Source organism: Tepidimonas alkaliphilus (genome assembly GCF_007556595.1).
GTDB classification, from domain to species: Bacteria; Pseudomonadota; Gammaproteobacteria; order Burkholderiales; family Burkholderiaceae_C; genus Tepidimonas; species Tepidimonas alkaliphila.
Genome location: NZ_VJNB01000008.1, coordinates 1 through 16,022 on the forward strand (window position 1 = coordinate 1; position 16,022 = coordinate 16,022).

The following is a 16,022-nucleotide window of genomic DNA, read 5'->3' on the forward strand; positions in this document are numbered from 1 at the left end:
GCGGCGAGACCGGCGCGGTCAACGCGGCGGTGCGGGCCGGGGCCGATGCGTGCGAGCGCGTGGGCGATGGCCTGGTGGCGGCGCACATCATCGCGCGCGTGCACAGCGAGGTGGAGGGCATCCTGCCCACCGCGCCGACGGTTTAAGGCGGCTTGTGGCGTGAACCCATGCGCCGCCGGCCAGGCGGCGCCCCATGATCGAAAACAGGAGCGCAACGATGGCGACGACGACAGGCATTGCCCTGGGCATGATCGAGACGCGCGGACTGGTGCCGGCGATCGAGGCGGCCGACGCGATGACCAAGGCGGCGGAGGTGCGGCTGATTGGGCGGCAGTTCGTGGGCGGCGGTTATGTGACGGTGATGGTGCGCGGCGAGACCGGCGCGGTCAACGCGGCGGTGCGGGCCGGGGCCGATGCGTGCGAGCGCGTGGGCGATGGCCTGGTGGCGGCGCACATCATCGCGCGCGTGCACAGCGAGGTGGAGGGCATCCTGCCGACCCGGCCCGATGCCAGCGGGGGGGGACGCGATGCGGAGATCACCTCCACCCGCAGCTGAGCCAGACCTGCCGCCTAAGGGTTGACCATGGCAGCCGATGCACGGGTTCTGGGTTGGCTGACGCGCGCGCTGCAGCACGAGATGACCGCGGTGCAGCAGTATCTGGCGCAATCGGTGCTGGCCCGTCTGACGGGCCACGGCGAGCTGGCCGAGCGCTTGCGCGGCGAAGCCTTGGAAGAGCTCGCGCATGCGGAGCGGCTGATGCAGCGCCTGATCGAGCTCGGCGTGGCGCCAGCGGCAGGTGCCTTGCCGCCAGCCCGCTTGGGGCGTGGAGTGGAGGATTTTGCGACCTTGAACCGCCAGCTCGAGCAAGCTGCCGTAGCGCTGTATCAAGATGCGGCCGACCACGCCCGCCGCGTGCGCGATGCCGCCAGCGAGGCGTTGATGCGCGAGCTGGCGGCCGAGGAGGCGCAGCATTGGGGCGCGTGGAGTCAGGACGCTTGAGCGGCCCTTCGATGAGGGTCGGCAGAGGCAACGCAAGACGAAAAGGGTAACGGCGATGAGCGACCACACCATCGACGGCTGGACCGAGCAGACGCGCCCGCCTGCGCTGTTTCGGCGTTTTGCGTTCGAGCGCTACGCGCAGACGCGCGCCTTTCTTGACCGCATCGCGGCGGTGCAGGATGAGCTTGGCCTGGCCCCCCAGAACATCAGCTTTGGCACCACTTACGTCAACATCACGATCGGTGGCGAAGCCGGCGTCAGCGACGCGGAGCGGGAGCTGGCGCGCCGCATCACCGCTGCGGCGCAATCGCTGGATCAGGCGGCATGAGTCAAGGCGGACTGCCGGCTCGGCTGGCCGTGCTCAACGCCAAAGGCGGAACGGGCAAAACCACGTTGGCGGTGCAGCTGGCGGCGGGGTTGGCGCGGCGCGGCTCGACCGCGCTGGGCGACCTCGATCCGCAAGGCTCGGCGACGCAGTGGTGCCGCTCCGGATGGCTGCCCGTTTGCGGTGGCGAGCAGGCGTGGGGCGTGCGGGCGCAACACGTGGTGTGGGATTGCCCCCCAAGCGTGCAGCACCCCGCGGCCCAACGGGCGTTGCGCGAAGCCGATGCGGTGCTGGTGCCGGTCTTGCCCTCGCCGCTGGATTTGTGGGCCAGCTGGCAACTGGTGGAGGCCATCCGCGCCGAGCAGTCGCGCCGTCCCACTCTGCGGGCGTGGCTGGTGGTGAACCAGTTGGAGCCGGGCAGCGCGTTGTCCGCCGCGATGCACGAAGCGTTGCGGGAATTTGAGCTGCCGGCGCTGCGCGCGGTGGTGCGGCGTCGGGCCATCTATCGCACTGCTGCCCTGCAAGGCGTCAGCGTGTATGACCTTGGCTCTCGGGCCGCCGCGGCGGTGGCTGAGATCGAAGCCGTGATCGAGGAGATGCAAACATGACCCGCACCGCAGAACAATTGGCCGCCAGCGTGCGCGGCGCGCGGCGCAGCGCCGCAGGGGCGCCGTCTGCCCCTGCCGAGTCGCCCAGCGCGTCGCCGGCGCAGGCGCATCCGGCGCCGGCTCGTCGGCGCTCAGGGGGCGTTACGGCGAAGGACATCGCCGCAGCGCCCAGCGCGGCGGCGCCGCGCGGCGACGGGGGGGAGCCCAAGTCCAGCGCCGGGGAGCTGTTTCCGCGCCGCGTTTGGCCCGATTGATCGCCACCCGCTTGTGGATCCCTTGCGATGGATTGCACGAAATGAATACGCTTACGCGCCGACTTTACGCCGCCCGCGCCCAGCAAGGGCAGGGCGCCGCACGCCCCGCGCCGGCGGCCAGCGCTAGCCCGGCCGCTGCGCCGCTGCGCCCGGCTGCGGCCACCGCCAGCGGCGGGGCCGACCCGCTGGCCGCCTACCGCATCACGCGCGAGCCTTACTGGCGCCCCGTGGCTGACGAAGTGGCGCTGTATGAGGCCGCCTATGCGGTGCGCATGCCGATGATGCTCAAAGGCCCTACCGGCTGCGGCAAGACGCGTTTCGTCGAATACATGGCGTGGAAGCTTGGCAAGCCGCTGATCACCGTGGCGTGCCATGAAGACATGACGGCTTCCGACCTGGTGGGCCGCTTCCTGCTGGACGCGCAGGGCACGCGATGGCAGGATGGGCCGCTGGCGCTGGCGGCGCGCTATGGCGCCATCTGCTACCTCGACGAGGTGGTGGAGGCGCGCCAGGACACCACCGTCGTCATCCACCCGCTGACCGACAAGCGCCGCATGCTGCCGCTGGAGAAAAAGGGCGAGGTCATCGAGGCGCACCCGGACTTCCAGCTCGTCATCTCCTTCAACCCCGGCTACCAGAGCCTGATGAAGGACCTGAAGCAGTCCACTAAGCAGCGCTTCGGCGCGCTGGACTTTGACTACCCCGAGCACGAGGTCGAGGCCGAGATCGTTGCGCACGAGTCCGGCGTCGACCGTGAGACCGCCGGCAAGCTGGTGCACATCGCCGAGCGTGCGCGCAACCTCAAGGGCCACGGGCTGGACGAGGGCATTTCCACCCGCATGCTGATCCACGCCGGCAGCCTGATCGCGCAGGGCGTGCCGGCGCTGTCGGCCTGCCGCATGGCGCTGGTGCGCCCGATCACCGACGATGCCGACATGCGCGACGCGCTGGATGCGGCGGTGACGACGTACTTCTGAAGCGGACGCGCCGCGCCCGACGACCATGGCCATCCACCTGGACGACTACGGCGAGCTGCTGGCCGAGCTGCCCCACGGCGCGCAGGAGGTGCTGCGCGGCGCGTGGCAGGAGGCCGCACGCGCGCTGTCGTCGCGCGGGCTGGACAACTACCTGAAAGGCGCGCTGGCGCTGCACCACCTCGGCCGCGGCGAGGAGGTGGCGGTCAGTTTCATCCAGCACATGCCGGCGGTGGCGCGCGCCATCGGCGAGGACGTGCTGCCGGATCTGGTCAACTTCCTCCTGTCGATGGCGTCGAAGACCTCCGGCCAGGTGCTGACGCTGATCGTGCAGACCGCCCCCGCTGCGGCCAGCCGGCTGGGCGACCAGGAGCTGTTTCGCCAATACCTGAGCGTGCTCGGCATCATGCTGGCGCAGGCGCCGCAGGGCCTGCGCCCGATGCTGGAAAACCTGCCGCGGCTGCTGGAGCAGCTCACGCTGGGCGGGCTGCGCCGCTGGGTGCAGTGGGGCGCGCAGGCGTACCGCAGCGACGTCGAGGGCCAGCGGCGCTACTTCGGCCTGCAAAGCGCCGATGCGCTGGCGGTGCTTCAGCAGGAGCGCCGCGGCACGCTGTTCGTCGACATCCAGCGCCGCCTCAACCTCTACCTGCGCGCGCTGTGGGGGCGCGACTTCTTCCTGCGCCCCACCGCCGGCGACTTCGAGTCGCGCGATGGCCTGCGCCCCTACATCGAGCAGTTCGTCATCCACATCGCCGACGCCTACGACGACGTGCGCCCGCAGGGCGACGACGGCCCGCTGGTGCCGGCGCTGGAGGTCTATCGCGCCGCGGCCAACCACGCCGCCGCGCATCTGGTGTTCGCGCGTGCGCCGCTGCCGGACGAGGGGCTGGACGCGCTGACCAAGGCGGTGGTGGAGCTGGTGGAGGACGCGCGCGTGGAAGCCGCGGCGATGCGGCGCTTTCCGAAGCTGCGCGCGCAGTGGCGCGCGCTGCACCCGCCGCCGGTGGAGCCGCCGACGCGCGCCGGCGACTTGATCAACCGGCTGGCGCTGGCGTGGCTGGACGAGCAGGCCGCGCAGGCCGACCGCGATCCCTGGGTGCAGCAAGGGGTGCAGGCGCTGGCCGCCTGGCCCGACTTCGACGACCCGCAGCGCAGCCTGGCGCTGGGGCGGCAGCTCGCCGAAAGCCTGCGCGAGCGCATCCGCGCCGAAGGCTGGCCGGCGTTTTCCGCGCGGCAGGACGGGCAGCGCGCGCTCTACCGCGACGACAACCGCGCCATCTGGGAAAGCGGCGCCTACGACGAAAGCGTGGCGCTGGCGGCGACCTGGGCGCGCCAGCAGCAGGTGCGCCGCAAGGTCAACGTGATGGAGATGGTCAACGAGGTCGACGTCGAGTTCGCCGGCGACGACGCGCAGGAGGTCTGGATCCTGCCGACCGAGTTCTGGCTCGACCAGGAGGGCGTGACCATCAACTCCCTGCTCGGCCGCCCGCCGGTGGCCGACCCGGTGCACTACCCGGAGTGGGATTACCAGATCCAGCTGGAGCGGCCCGACTGGGTCACCGTGCTGGAGCGCCACGCGCAGGCAGGCGATGCGGCGCGCATCGACGCGCTGCTGGCCGAGCAAAAGCCCGTCGTGCAGCGGCTGCGCCACATGATCGAGGCGATGGCGCCGCAGGGCCTGCAGCGCATCCGCAAGGTGGAAGACGGCGACGAGCTCGACCTCGAGGCCGCGGTGCGCGCCTGGGTCGATCTGCGCATGGGGCAGCAGCCCGATCCGCGCATCATGATGCAGCACCGGCTGCACACGCGCGACGTGGCGGTGCTGCTGCTGCTGGATCTGTCGGCCTCGGCCAACGACCCGGTGCGCGGCAGCGAGCAGACGGTGCTGGACCTGACGCGCGCCGCCGCGGCGCTGCTGGCCGAGGCGCTGCAGCGCATCGGCGACCGCTGTGCCATCCACGGCTTCCGCTCCGACGGGCGGCACGACGTGCACTACCTGCGCATCAAGGACTTCCGCGAGGCGTGGGGCGAGCCGGCCAAGGCGCGCCTGGCGGCGTTGGAGGGGGCGTTCTCGACGCGGCTCGGCGCCGCGCTGCGCCACGCCGGCCAGCAGCTCAAGCGCCAGCCGCAGCGCAAGAAGATCGTCTTCGTCCTCACTGACGGCGAGCCGGCCGACGTCGATGTGCGCGACCCGCAATATTTGCGCTTCGATGCCCAGCGCGCGGTGCAGGAGCTCAAGCGCGACGGCATCGTCACCTACTGCCTGACGCTGGATCCGCGCGCCGACCAGTATGTGGAGCGCATCTTCGGCGCGCGCCACTACACGGTGGTGGACCGCGTGCAGCGCCTGCCGGAGGTGCTGCCGACGCTCTACCTGGGGCTGACGCGATGACGGCGGGGCTGGCCGACCGCGCGCGCGTGCAGCTGCGCACCTTCGTCTTCATCGACGCGCTGCAGCCGCAGCTGGCCTCCTACCTCGGCACTTCGTCGCAGGGCTTTCTGCCGGTGCCGGGCGATGCCTGCATGTGGATCGAGGTCGCCCCTGGCATGGCGGTGCACCGCTTGAGCGACATCGCGCTCAAGGCCACCAACGTGCGCATGGGTGAGCAGGTGGTGGAGCGGGCGTTTGGCTCGATGGAGATCCACTACCGCAACCAGAGCGAGGTGCTGGCCGCCGGCGACATCATCCTGGAGCAGCTCGGCGCGCGGCTGGAAGATCGGCTGCCGTGCCGCGTGGCCTGGGCCGAAAACATCCGCGCCGTCACGCCGGACCACGCCACGCTGATCAACCGCCAGCTGCGCCGCGGCTCGATGCTGCTGCCGGGCAAGACGCTGTTCATCTTCGAGTGCGAGCCGGCCGGCTACGTGGTGTATGCCGCCAACGAGGCCGAGAAGGCCGCCAACGTCACGCTGGTGGACGTCAAGCCGTTTGGCAACTTCGGCCGCCTGATGATGATGGGCAGCGAGGCCGAGGCCGCCGAGGCGCTGGCCGCCGCCGAGCGCGCGGTGGCGCAAATCAACCGCCGCGCGCGCACCGTCACGCTGGGCTGACGCGGCACGAGGAGACACCCCCGATGACCCCCGAGCGCGCGCCGTTCACCGTCGACACCCCGGCCAAACGGCTGCTGTTCCACACCGTGCGCGTCGAGACGGAGCTCGCCAGCGGCGGCAGCGGCACCGGCACCGCCTTCGTCGTCGAGCACGTGCACGCGCGTGGGCGCACGCGCTTCGTTGTCACCAACCGCCACCTGGTGGACGACGTGGTGCGCGGCGCGCTGGTCTTCCCCTTGGCGCGCGACGGCCAGCCGCTGCTGGGCAGCCGCTTCGAGGTGCGCATCGACGAGTTCGGCGAGGCGTGGCACCGCCACCCCGATCCGGCGGTCGATCTGGCGGTGCTGCCGCTGCAGCCGCTGCTGGAGGCCGCCGCGGCGCAGGGCGCGCCGCTCTACGTGCAGCCGATCGGCACCGACCGGCTGGCCGGCGCGGCGGAGCTGGCCCAGCTCGACGCGCTGGAGGAGGTCTGGTTCGTCGGCTACCCGAGCGGCGTGTGGGACCAGGTCAACGCGCTGCCGATCCTGCGCCGCGGCACCACCGCCACGCCGCCGGCAGTGGACTTCGAGGGCCGCGCCGAGTTCCTGATCGACGCCGCGGTCTATCCGGGCTCCAGCGGCTCGCCGGTGTTCGTCCGTGCCGCCGACGGTAGCGGCCTGTGGCTGGCCGGCGTCATCGCCGCCGTGTTCTTTCGTGAAGAATCGCTGCGCCTGACGCCGCAGCCGGTGCCGGCCAGCACCGCGCTGGAGGCGGTCGGCGCCGAGATGATTGATCTGGGGCTGGTTGTCAAGGCGCAGGCCGTGCAGGAGCTGCTGCACGACTACCTGCGCCACTGGCAGGGCTGACTTGAGATTGAGGCGAGCGCATCATGGTGTTCGATCCAATTGTGTTGTTCTTTCTGCTTGGCCTGCTGGCGGGGCTAAGCAAGTCCGACCTCAAAATCCCCGCGGCCATCTATGAGGCGCTGTCGATCTATCTGCTGCTGGCCATCGGCCTTAAGGGCGGGGTGGAGCTGTCCAAGTACCCACTGGGCGAACTCGTCACCAGCAGCGCCATCGTGCTGGCCGCCGGTATGCTGATCCCGATCATCGGCTACCCGGTGTTGCGCTTCCTCGGCAAGCTCAGCCACTACGACGCCGCCTCCATCGCCGCGCACTACGGCTCGGTCAGCGTCGTCACCTACTCGGTGGCGGTGGCCACGCTGATCGAGCGCGACTGGGCGCACGACGGCTACATGGTGGTCTATCTGGCGCTGCTGGAGATGCCCGCTCTCATCCTCGGCGTGGTGCTGGCGCGCTTGGGTGACGCCCGCGACGGCCAAGCCAGCGCCGGGCTGGCGGCGCTGCGCTCGATTCACTGGGGGCGGCTGGCGCACGAGGTGTTCTTCGGCAAGAGCATCCTGCTGCTGATCGGCGGCCTCATCATCGGCTTCATCGCCGGCGAGAAGGGCTACGAGCCCATTGCCCCGGTGTTCAAGGAAGCGTTCAAGGGGCTGCTGGCGCTGTTCCTGCTGGAGATGGGGCTGGTGGCCGCCTCGCGCATCGCGGCGTTCCGCTCCTACGGCGCGTTCCTGGTGGGCTTTGCCATCGTGATGCCGCTGGTGTCGGCTTCGATTGGCATCCTGACCGCGCGCTATTTGGAGTTCTCGCAGGGCAACGCGACCTTGCTGGCCACGCTGTATGCCAGCGCGTCTTACATTGCGGCGCCGGCGGCCATGCGCATTGCCGTGCCGCAGGCCAACCCGGCTTTGTCCATTGGCGCCTCGCTTGGGGTAACATTCCCCTTCAATTTGTTCGTGGGCATTCCTATTTACATGTGGATGGCCCGCACCTTCATTCCCGGCTAAGCGCCCATGGCCAAGGCTTTTAAACTGGTGACCATCTACTGCGAAGCGGTGCTGGAGCCGCTGGTGGTGCGCGAGTTCGACCGGCTCGGCATCGTCGGCTACACGGTGAGCGACTGTCGCGGCCGCGGCACGCACGGCGTACGCAGCGGCAACTGGCGCATGAGCTCCAACGTGCGCATCGAGGTGATGTGCGACCTGCCGATGAGCGACCGCCTGATGGAGGCGCTGGAGCCGTTCGACCGCGACTACGGCCTGCTGGTGGTGCGCAGCGATGTCGAGGTGTTGAACTGACGCCCCGAGGCCAGACTGGGGTTGGAAGCGCAAAGGCCAAAAGGTCTAACCAGCGGCGGCTACGATCGCCGACGGCTTGAACCCGGCTGTTCGTTCAGGTCGTATCCGTGCCCATCCTGCGCATCGCCACCTACAACATCCACAAAGGGGTGCAGGGCGTGGGGCCGCTGCAGCGGCTGGAGATCCACAACCTGCGCCACGCGGTGGCGCAGCTGGACGCCGACATCGTCTGCCTGCAGGAGGTGCGCGCATTTCACCACCGGCTGGCCCGGCGTTTTGGCGCGCATTGGCCGCACGAGCCGCAGGCGCAGGTGCTGGCCCCGCCGGGGTGGTTTGCGGTCTATCACACCAATGCGCTGACGCGCCACGGCGAGCATGGCAACGCGCTGCTGAGCCGCTTTGAGGTGCTGGCTTTTGCGCACCGGGACGTCTCCGACCACGCGCTGGAGCAGCGGGGGCTGCTGCATGTGACGTTGTCGGTGCCGACGTCGCCAGCGACGCAGGCTGAACGCGCCGCCGTCGCCGCGCCACAAGGCGCGCAGCGGGTCTTGCATGTGATCGTGGTGCATCTGGGCTTGATGCACGCCAGCCGCCGCCGGCAAGTGGCCGCGCTCGGGCGTTATCTGGCCGAGGCGGTGCCGCCCGCTGCCCCGCTGGTGGTGGCCGGCGACTTCAACGATTGGGGCGAGCAGCTCCATGCCGATCTGGCGCGGCTCGATCTGCACACCCTGACCGGTGTGCGCGTGCCGACGTTTCCGGCGCGGCTGCCTTTGCTGGCGCTGGATCGCATCTATGTGCGCGGGCTGCGCGTGCTGACGCTGCGCGCGCCGCGGGAGGCGCCGTGGCGGCGGCTGTCGGATCACCTGCCGTTGGTGGCGGAGGTGGCGTGGGGATGAGCGCGCGCATGCAGCGGGGGCATCATCTGCGGCTGCTGGAAGGCGCCACGGAGCTCATCCCGGCGATGGTGCACGCCATCGACCGCGCCCAGCGGCTGGTGCACGTGGAAACCTACATTTTTTCGTTTGCCAATGCAGCGCTGCGGGTGGCCGAGGCGTTGGAGCGCGCAGCGCGACGCGGCGTTTCGGTGCGGCTGATGGTGGATGCGGTCGGCACGCCACATGTGCCCGCGCAGTGGAGGCGGCGCTTTGACGAGGCGGGGGTGCAGTGGCGCTCGTTTCGACCTCTGGGGCGTTTGGGGCTGCTGATCCCTAGCCGCTGGCGGCGCTTGCACCGCAAGCTGTGCGTGGTGGATGGGGTGTTAGGTTTCTGCGGCGGCGTCAACCTCATCGACGACCACGATGATGTCGTGTTGGGGCGGCTGCCGCGGCCACGCCTGGACTTTGCGTTGCAGGTCAGCGGCCCGCTGGTGGCCGAGATGCTGGAGCAAATGGAGCTGCTGTGGTGGCGCGTGGAGGCGCTGCACGCGGTCACGCAGCGGGATTTGCGCCAAGCCTGGTGCGCGCTGCGCGAAAGCGTCGCCGGGCTGGACGACCTGCTGCGCGGGCAGTCGGCTGCGCCGTCGGGGGCTGAGCGGCGGCCTGAGGCGCGTGGTGCCGCCGCCGCCTTGCTCTGGCGCGACAATCTGCGCCATCGCCATGACATCGAGCGCGCGTATCTGCGCGCCATCGGCCGCGCGCGCCAACAGGTCGTCATCGCCAACGCTTACTTTATCCCCGGGCGGCGGCTGCGCCGCGCTTTGCTGGCGGCGGTGCAGCGCGGCGTGCGCGTGCGGCTGCTCATCCAAGGCAAATACGAGCGGTTTTTGCAATACCACGCCCCGCGCCCGGTGCATCAAGCCTTGCTGGCCGCTGGCGTGGAGATTTACGAATACGCGCCCAGCGCCCTGCACGCCAAAGTGGCGGTGGTGGACGACCGCTGGGCCACGGTGGGCTCCAGCAACCTCGATCCGATCAGCCTCTTGCTAGCGCGCGAGGCCAACGTGGTGACCACCGACCGCGGCTTTGCGCTGGCGTTGCGGCGCCGGCTTGAGCAGCTGCTGCAAGAGCAAGGCGCCGCGCTGGATTTGGCCACGCTGCGCAGTCGCCCTTGGCACGCCAAGCTGCGCGACTGGATGGCGCTGGCGCTGATGCGTGCGGTGTTGTTTTTGACCGGGCACCGATACTGAACCCCGCTGAACAGCTTGGCAGGGCGGCCGCCAGCGGCCTCTACAATCGGGCCCATGCTGGATATCCAATGGTTGCGCCGTGACCTGGCGGCGGTGGTGGCGCGACTCGAAACCCGTCAAAGCCCGCAACCGTTTTTGGACGTGGCCGCGTTCGAGCGGCTGGAGGCCGAGCGCAAAAGCTTGCAAGTGCGCACCGAAGAGCTGCAGGCGCGGCGCAACGCGGTGTCCAGGCGCATCGGCCAGCTCAAGGGGGCCGGGCAGCACGCCGAGGCCGAGGCGGCGATGGCCGAAGTTGGCGCGATCAAGGCCGAGTTGGAGGCCGCGGCGGCGCGTTTGGAGAGCATTCAGGCCGAGCTGCAAGCGCTGCTGCTGGCGGTGCCGAACCTGCCGCAGCCCGAGGTGCCGGTCGGCCCGGACGAAAGCGGCAACGTCGAGCTGCGCCGCTGGGCGCCGCACGGCGGCTATGGGGCCGATCCGGCGCCGCTGCCGTTTGCGCCGCGCGACCACGTGGCGCTGGGGGAGCGGCTGGGGCTGGATCTGGAGACCGCGGCCAAGCTCAGCGGGGCGCGCTTTGCCCTGCTGCGTGGGCCGATCGCGCGCCTGCACCGGGCCCTGGCCCAGTTTATGCTAGACGTGCAGACCACCGAGCACGGCTACACTGAGTGCTACACCCCCTACATCGTGCACGCTGAGACGCTGCGCGGCACCGGCCAGCTGCCGAAGTTCGAGGCTGACCTGTTTGCGGTGCGCCGCGGCGGCGCGCACGGCGACGAGGCGGTGGTGCAGTACCTGATCCCGACCAGCGAGGTGACGCTGACCAACGTGGTGCGCGACACCATCCTGGCGGAGGACGATCTGCCGATCAAGCTGACCGCGCACACGCCGTGCTTTCGCTCCGAGGCCGGCGCGGCGGGGCGCGACACGCGCGGCCTGATTCGCCAGCACCAGTTCGACAAGGTGGAGATGGTGCAAATCGTGCATCCGCAGCGCAGCCACGCCGCGCTGGAGGAGATGACCAGCCACGCCGAGGCGATCCTGCAGCGACTGGGCCTGCCGTATCGCGTGGTGCTGCTGTGCACTGGCGACATGGGCTTTGGCGCCGCGCGCACGCACGACCTGGAGGTGTGGCTGCCGGCGCAGGGCGCCTACCGCGAGATCAGCTCGGTGAGCAACTGCGGCGACTTTCAGGCGCGGCGGATGCAGGCGCGCTTCCGCAACGCGCAGGGCAAGACCGAGCTCGTGCACACGCTCAACGGCTCGGGCCTGGCGGTCGGGCGGGCGCTGGTGGCGGTGCTGGAAAACTACCAGAACGCCGACGGCACCATCACCGTGCCCGAGGCGCTGCGGCCCTACCTCGGCGGGGCCGAGCGGTTGTGAGCGCGGTCAGCGCAGCCCTACCCCGGGGGCGTCAACGTCGCGCTGGATCAGCTCGATCTTGTAGCCGTCGGGATCGGTGACGAAGGCGATCACCGTCGTGCCGCCCTTGACCGGGCCCGGTTCGCGCGTGATGGTGCCGCCGGCGGCGCGGATCCGCTCGCAGGCGGCATACACATCCGGCACGCCGATGGCGATGTGGCCGTAGGCGGTGCCCATCTCGTATTTGTCCACGCCCCAGTTGTAGGTCAACTCGATCTCGGCCTGGCCGGGGTTGCCGCCGTCGTAGCCGAGAAAGGCCAGCGTGTAGCGGTATTCGGGGTTTTCGGACGTGCGCAGCAACTGCATGCCGAGCACGCGGGTGTAAAAATCGATCGAGCGCTGCAGGTCGCCGACCCGCAGCATGGTGTGCAGGATGCGCATGGTGTCGGGCTCCTTAGCCGATGCGGCCGAAGCTGGTGCGCAGCGGGTCGATGCCGCCTCCTTTGGGACGATTTTTCTTGTTCTTGTTGCGTCGTCCGCTGAGCGCGTCGATGCCGGTGCGCAGCGGGTCAGGCTGCGCGCGCGGCGGCGGCGCCGGCTTGCGCGGCGGCTGCAGGCGAGCGTTGACGTTGGCTTGAGCCGGGACGGTGGGCTGAAGAGGCTGACCTGCCGAGCCTCCTTTGCCTTTGCCGCGACGGCGCCGGTTGCGGTTGCGCCGCTGCTCCGGGTCGATGCGGGTGCGCTCAGCGCTGGCGTCGTCTTCGCTGGCGTGGCGGCTGTCTGTGGCTGGGTCAGCGGCCCCCCGCACGGTTGGATCGACCTGGTTGGATTCAGGCGCAGCTGCGATGGCGGCATCGGCCGCCCCAGAGCCGGCGCTGGCTTGTCCAACTTGACGCCGTTGGCGCAGGCGCTCCTGCAGCTCACGGCGCGCGGCCTTGGCTGCGGCGGCCATCACCTCGCGGCTGGGCGGCTGGCCTGCGCCGCCCCACAGCACTTGCCGACCCATGGCGATCGGCTCAGCCTTTTCGTCGGGTGGCGGCATGAACTCCGGCAACGCGCACACTTCGAGCTGCTGGCCGATGAACTGCTCGATGGCCATCATCCAGCCTTCCTCATCGAGGCTGACAAAGCTCAGCGCTTGGCCCTGCGTGCCGGCGCGACCGGTGCGGCCAATGCGGTGCACGTAGTCCTCCGGCACGTTGGGGATGTCGTAGTTGATGACAAACGGCAGTTCTTCGATGTCGATGCCGCGCGCGGCGATGTCGGTGGCCACCAGCACGCGCAGCTCGCCGGCTTTAAAGGCCTCCAGCGCCTGCGTGCGCGCTGTTTGGCTCTTGTTGCCATGCAGCGCCATGGCGCGAATGCCGTGCTCGTTGAGGCTTTGCGCCACCTGGTTGGCCCCGAACTTGGTGCGGGTGAACACCAACACCGGGCTCCAGCCGTGCGTGTCCAGCAGATGCTTCAGCAGCGCCATCTTGCGCTGGCGCCCCACGGGGTAAATGGTTTGGCGCACCCGTTGCGCAGTCGTGTTGGGCGGGGTAACCTGGATGTGCTGCGGCTCGCGCAGCAGGCTGGCAGCCAACGCCTTGATGTCGTCGTTGAACGTGGCTGAAAACAGCAGGCTTTGCTTGTCGGCGGGCAGCAGCGCCAGCACCTTGCGCACGTCGTGGATGAAGCCCATGTCGAGCATGCGGTCGGCCTCATCTAGCACCAGGATTTCAACTTTGGACAGATCGACGTGGCCTTGATCGGCCAAGTCAAGCAGCCGGCCTGGCGTGGCCACCAGGATATCGGCGCCTTTGGCCAGCTTTTCAATCTGAGGGTTGAGGCCGACGCCGCCGAACACCACCACCGTGCGCAGTTTGAGATGCTTGCCATAGGCTTTGATGGCTTCACCGACTTGCGCAGCCAACTCGCGCGTGGGGGTCAGCACCAGCGCACGGATCGGGCGAAATTGGCCACGCTTGGGCGGCTCGCCGCTGGCGGCCAGCCGCTGCAGCAACGGCAAGGCAAAGGCGGCCGTCTTGCCGGTGCCGGTCTGCGCGCCGGCCAGCACGTCGCGGCCGGCCAGCACGGCCGGGATGGCTTGCGCCTGAATCGGAGTGGGCTCGGTGTAGCCCTGTTCACGCACCGCCTGCAGCAGGGCGGGCAGCAGTTGCAAATCGTCGAATGTCATCGTTGCTGGTGGGCGCCCAAGCCGGGGCGCGCGGCATCAACCCTTCGATCGCCAAAGCAGCCGTGGCCATCGACGGTCGGTCGTGGCGGTGCACGATGGCGGCTCAGTCGGGGATCGATGAAACGTCTTGGCAAAACCCGCACGAGCCTGCCGCAGGGGGCCCTTCCTCCAGTCTGGGCGATAGGGCTTTTTCAGGCAGTGCGTGCTGCACACGGAAACTGAGGGCGCCGTGACGGATGCGGCATCCTCTACGCGGATTGTCGCATAACTGGGATAATCCACGCTAGTCCCGGGTTCACCCGGGCCATTTTTTTCACGTCCTTGTTGTTTTTTGCTGAAGGTGACGTTGCCATGGCCCAGTATGTGTTCACGATGAACCGCGTCAGCAAGACCGTGCCGCCGAAGCGGCAGATTTTGAAGGACATTTCGCTGAGCTTCTTTCCGGGGGCCAAGATCGGCGTGTTGGGACTCAACGGCGCGGGCAAATCCACGTTGCTCAAGATCATGGCCGGGGTGGATAAAGACTTCGAAGGCGAAGCCTACCCGATGCCGGGCATCAAGATCGGCTACCTTCCGCAAGAGCCGCAGCTCGATCCCGACAAGACCGTGCGCGAGGTGGTGGAGGAGGGCATCGGCGGGGCGCTGGCGGCCAAGAAGCGGTTGGAAGAGATCTACGCGGCTTACGCCGAGCCGGACGCCGACTTCGACAAGCTCGCCGCCGAGCAGGCTGAGCTGGAGGCCATCATCGCCGCCGCCGGCAGCGAAAACACCGACCTGCAGCTGGAGCTGGCCGCCGATGCGCTGAACCTGCCGCCGTGGGATGCGGTGGTGCGCAACCTCTCCGGCGGCGAGAGGCGCCGCGTGGCGCTGTGCCGGCTGTTGCTGTCCAAGCCGGACATGCTGCTGCTGGATGAGCCGACCAACCACCTCGACGCCGAAAGCGTGCACTGGCTGGAGCAGTTTTTGCAGCGCTTCCCCGGCACCGTGGTAGCGGTGACGCACGACCGCTACTTCCTCGACAACGCCGCGGAGTGGATCCTGGAGCTCGACCGTGGCATGGGCATTCCCTACAAGGGCAACTACTCTCAGTGGCTGGAGCAAAAAGAGCGTCGCCTCGAGCAAGAGCAAAAAGCCGAGGACGCGCGCCGCAAGGCGATGAAGGAGGAGCTCAAGTGGGTGCGCGCCAACGCCAAGGGCCGCCAGGCCAAGAGCAAGGCGCGCCTGCAGCGGTTTGAGGAGCTGTGCGACGTCGAATACCAGAAGCGCAACGAGACCAACGAGATCTTCATCCCGGTGGCTGAGCGGCTGGGCTCGCAGGTGATCGAGTTTCGCAACGTCAGCAAGGGCTTTGGTAACCGGCTGCTGATCGACAACCTGTCGTTCAGCGTGCCGGCTGGCGCCATCGTCGGCATCATTGGTCCCAACGGCGCGGGCAAGTCCACGCTGTTTCGCATGATCCAGGGTGTGGAAAAGCCCGACCGCGGTGAAATCCTCATCGGCCAGACGGTCAAGCTGGCGTTCGTCGATCAAAGCCGCGATTGCCTCGATCCCAACAAGACGGTGTGGGAGGAGGTCTCGGGCGGGCTGGACAACATCGTCGTGGGCAAGTTTGTCATGCCCAGCCGCGCCTACTTGGGCCGCTTCAACTTCAAGGGCAACGATCAGCAAAAGCGCGTTGGCGACCTCTCCGGCGGCGAGCGCGGCCGGCTGCATCTGGCCAAGACGCTGGCCAAAGGCGGCAACGTGCTGCTGCTGGATGAGCCGTCCAACGACCTCGACGTCGAGACATTGCGCGCGCTGGAGGAGGCGCTGCTGGAGTTCGCCGGCTCGGCGCTGGTCATCAGCCACGATCGCTGGTTCCTCGACCGCATCTGCACGCACATCCTGGCCTACGAGGGCGACAGCCAGTGGTATTTCTACGACGGCAACTTCACCGAATACGAAGCCGACAAGGTGCGCCGCCTGGGCGAGGAAGGTGCACGGCCCAAGCGCGTGCGCTTCAAGTCGCTGACGTGA

17 protein-coding genes are annotated in these 16,022 nt (G+C 68.9%); 15 read left to right on the forward strand and 2 right to left on the reverse strand.

Going from position 1 to position 16,022, the window contains the following annotated elements; all coding sequences use genetic code 11:
* The first annotated feature begins 217 nt into the window (after positions 1-217).
* From csoS1 to serS, 14 genes are all read left to right on the forward strand, one after another.
* On the forward strand, positions 218-556 hold the full coding sequence (gene csoS1 / locus Talka_RS08075) for an alpha-carboxysome major shell protein CsoS1 (RefSeq protein ID WP_143890613.1): 339 nt from the start codon (positions 218-220) through the stop codon (positions 554-556).
* Between the two features lie 27 nt (positions 557-583).
* Complete coding sequence (locus tag Talka_RS08080; protein ID WP_143890614.1) at positions 584-1,000, forward strand: ferritin-like domain-containing protein; 417 nt, start codon at positions 584-586, stop codon at positions 998-1,000.
* 55 nt (positions 1,001-1,055) lie between these two features.
* Complete coding sequence (locus Talka_RS08085) at positions 1,056-1,328, forward strand: 4a-hydroxytetrahydrobiopterin dehydratase (RefSeq protein WP_143890615.1); 273 nt, start codon at positions 1,056-1,058, stop codon at positions 1,326-1,328.
* Positions 1,325-1,933 (forward strand): ParA family protein, encoded by a 609-nt coding sequence (locus Talka_RS08090; protein ID WP_143890616.1) that lies wholly within the window; start codon positions 1,325-1,327, stop codon positions 1,931-1,933. Before Talka_RS08085 ends, Talka_RS08090 begins: the two co-directional genes overlap by 4 nt.
* A complete protein-coding gene (locus Talka_RS08095) occupies positions 1,930-2,187 on the forward strand; it encodes a hypothetical protein (RefSeq protein ID WP_143890617.1) in 258 nt (85 codons plus the stop codon). The genes Talka_RS08090 and Talka_RS08095 overlap by 4 nt, the downstream gene beginning before the upstream one ends.
* Positions 2,188-2,228: 41 nt before the next feature.
* Positions 2,229-3,164, forward strand: coding sequence for a CbbQ/NirQ/NorQ/GpvN family protein (locus Talka_RS08100; protein WP_143890618.1), 936 nt, complete (start codon positions 2,229-2,231; stop codon positions 3,162-3,164).
* Positions 3,165-3,189: 25 nt separating this feature from the next.
* A complete protein-coding gene (locus Talka_RS08105; protein WP_143890619.1) occupies positions 3,190-5,553 on the forward strand; it encodes a nitric oxide reductase activation protein NorD in 2,364 nt (787 codons plus the stop codon).
* On the forward strand, positions 5,550-6,212 hold the full coding sequence (locus tag Talka_RS08110; RefSeq protein WP_143890620.1) for a BMC domain-containing protein: 663 nt from the start codon (positions 5,550-5,552) through the stop codon (positions 6,210-6,212). The genes Talka_RS08105 and Talka_RS08110 overlap by 4 nt, the downstream gene beginning before the upstream one ends.
* 23 nt (positions 6,213-6,235) lie before the next feature.
* Entirely contained in the window at positions 6,236-7,057 is an 822-nt protein-coding gene (locus Talka_RS08115) for a S1 family peptidase (protein WP_143890621.1), read from the forward strand.
* 23 nt (positions 7,058-7,080) lie between these two features.
* A complete protein-coding gene (locus Talka_RS08120) occupies positions 7,081-8,058 on the forward strand; it encodes a sodium-dependent bicarbonate transport family permease (RefSeq protein ID WP_143890622.1) in 978 nt (325 codons plus the stop codon).
* Positions 8,059-8,064: 6 nt separating this feature from the next.
* The gene (locus Talka_RS08125; protein WP_143890623.1) at positions 8,065-8,349 is read left to right on the forward strand and encodes a P-II family nitrogen regulator; all 285 of its coding nucleotides are present in this window, start codon (positions 8,065-8,067) and stop codon (positions 8,347-8,349) included.
* A 107-nt stretch (positions 8,350-8,456) separates the two neighbouring features.
* Positions 8,457-9,245 carry an endonuclease/exonuclease/phosphatase family protein gene (locus tag Talka_RS08130; protein ID WP_143890624.1) on the forward strand — a complete coding sequence of 263 codons (789 nt, stop codon included), beginning with the start codon at positions 8,457-8,459 and terminating at the stop codon, positions 9,243-9,245.
* Positions 9,242-10,474, forward strand: a complete 1,233-nt coding sequence (clsB, locus tag Talka_RS08135; RefSeq protein WP_246100627.1) for a cardiolipin synthase ClsB — start codon at positions 9,242-9,244, stop codon at positions 10,472-10,474. The genes Talka_RS08130 and clsB overlap by 4 nt, the downstream gene beginning before the upstream one ends.
* A 54-nt stretch (positions 10,475-10,528) precedes the next feature.
* Positions 10,529-11,851 carry a serine--tRNA ligase gene (gene serS / locus Talka_RS08140; RefSeq protein WP_143890625.1) on the forward strand — a complete coding sequence of 441 codons (1,323 nt, stop codon included), beginning with the start codon at positions 10,529-10,531 and terminating at the stop codon, positions 11,849-11,851.
* A gap of 6 nt (positions 11,852-11,857) precedes the next feature.
* On the opposite strand, the gene gloA is transcribed toward serS, so the two are convergent.
* The gene (gene gloA, locus Talka_RS08145; RefSeq protein ID WP_143890626.1) at positions 11,858-12,271 is read right to left on the reverse strand and encodes a lactoylglutathione lyase; all 414 of its coding nucleotides are present in this window, start codon (positions 12,269-12,271) and stop codon (positions 11,858-11,860) included.
* Positions 12,272-12,284: 13 nt separating this feature from the next.
* Positions 12,285-14,006 carry a DEAD/DEAH box helicase gene (locus Talka_RS08150; protein ID WP_143890627.1) on the reverse strand — a complete coding sequence of 574 codons (1,722 nt, stop codon included), beginning with the start codon at positions 14,004-14,006 and terminating at the stop codon, positions 12,285-12,287.
* A gap of 351 nt (positions 14,007-14,357) precedes the next feature.
* Here Talka_RS08150 and ettA point away from each other — a divergent pair, with 351 nt between their 5' ends.
* Positions 14,358-16,022: an energy-dependent translational throttle protein EttA gene (gene ettA / locus Talka_RS08155; RefSeq protein WP_143890628.1), complete on the forward strand. Its 1,665-nt coding sequence runs from the start codon at positions 14,358-14,360 to the stop codon at positions 16,020-16,022.

What these genes read in the sequence shown, in the direction of transcription:
- csoS1 (WP_143890613.1), top strand. Translation starts at nt 218, where the DNA reads ATGGCGACGACGACAGGCATTGCCCTGGGCATGATCGAGACGCGCGGA.
- Talka_RS08080 (WP_143890614.1), top strand. Translation starts at nt 584, where the DNA reads ATGGCAGCCGATGCACGGGTTCTGGGTTGGCTGACGCGCGCGCTGCAG.
- Talka_RS08085 (WP_143890615.1), top strand. Translation starts at nt 1,056, where the DNA reads ATGAGCGACCACACCATCGACGGCTGGACCGAGCAGACGCGCCCGCCT.
- Talka_RS08090 (WP_143890616.1), top strand. Translation starts at nt 1,325, where the DNA reads ATGAGTCAAGGCGGACTGCCGGCTCGGCTGGCCGTGCTCAACGCCAAA.
- Talka_RS08095 (WP_143890617.1), top strand. Translation starts at nt 1,930, where the DNA reads ATGACCCGCACCGCAGAACAATTGGCCGCCAGCGTGCGCGGCGCGCGG.
- Talka_RS08100 (WP_143890618.1), top strand. Translation starts at nt 2,229, where the DNA reads ATGAATACGCTTACGCGCCGACTTTACGCCGCCCGCGCCCAGCAAGGG.
- Talka_RS08105 (WP_143890619.1), top strand. Translation starts at nt 3,190, where the DNA reads ATGGCCATCCACCTGGACGACTACGGCGAGCTGCTGGCCGAGCTGCCC.
- Talka_RS08110 (WP_143890620.1), top strand. Translation starts at nt 5,550, where the DNA reads ATGACGGCGGGGCTGGCCGACCGCGCGCGCGTGCAGCTGCGCACCTTC.
- Talka_RS08115 (WP_143890621.1), top strand. Translation starts at nt 6,236, where the DNA reads ATGACCCCCGAGCGCGCGCCGTTCACCGTCGACACCCCGGCCAAACGG.
- Talka_RS08120 (WP_143890622.1), top strand. Translation starts at nt 7,081, where the DNA reads ATGGTGTTCGATCCAATTGTGTTGTTCTTTCTGCTTGGCCTGCTGGCG.
- Talka_RS08125 (WP_143890623.1), top strand. Translation starts at nt 8,065, where the DNA reads ATGGCCAAGGCTTTTAAACTGGTGACCATCTACTGCGAAGCGGTGCTG.
- clsB (WP_246100627.1), top strand. Translation starts at nt 9,242, where the DNA reads ATGAGCGCGCGCATGCAGCGGGGGCATCATCTGCGGCTGCTGGAAGGC.
- serS (WP_143890625.1), top strand. Translation starts at nt 10,529, where the DNA reads ATGCTGGATATCCAATGGTTGCGCCGTGACCTGGCGGCGGTGGTGGCG.
- gloA (WP_143890626.1), bottom strand. Translation starts at nt 12,271, where the DNA reads ATGCGCATCCTGCACACCATGCTGCGGGTCGGCGACCTGCAGCGCTCG.
- Talka_RS08150 (WP_143890627.1), bottom strand. Translation starts at nt 14,006, where the DNA reads ATGACATTCGACGATTTGCAACTGCTGCCCGCCCTGCTGCAGGCGGTG.
- ettA (WP_143890628.1), top strand. Translation starts at nt 14,358, where the DNA reads ATGGCCCAGTATGTGTTCACGATGAACCGCGTCAGCAAGACCGTGCCG.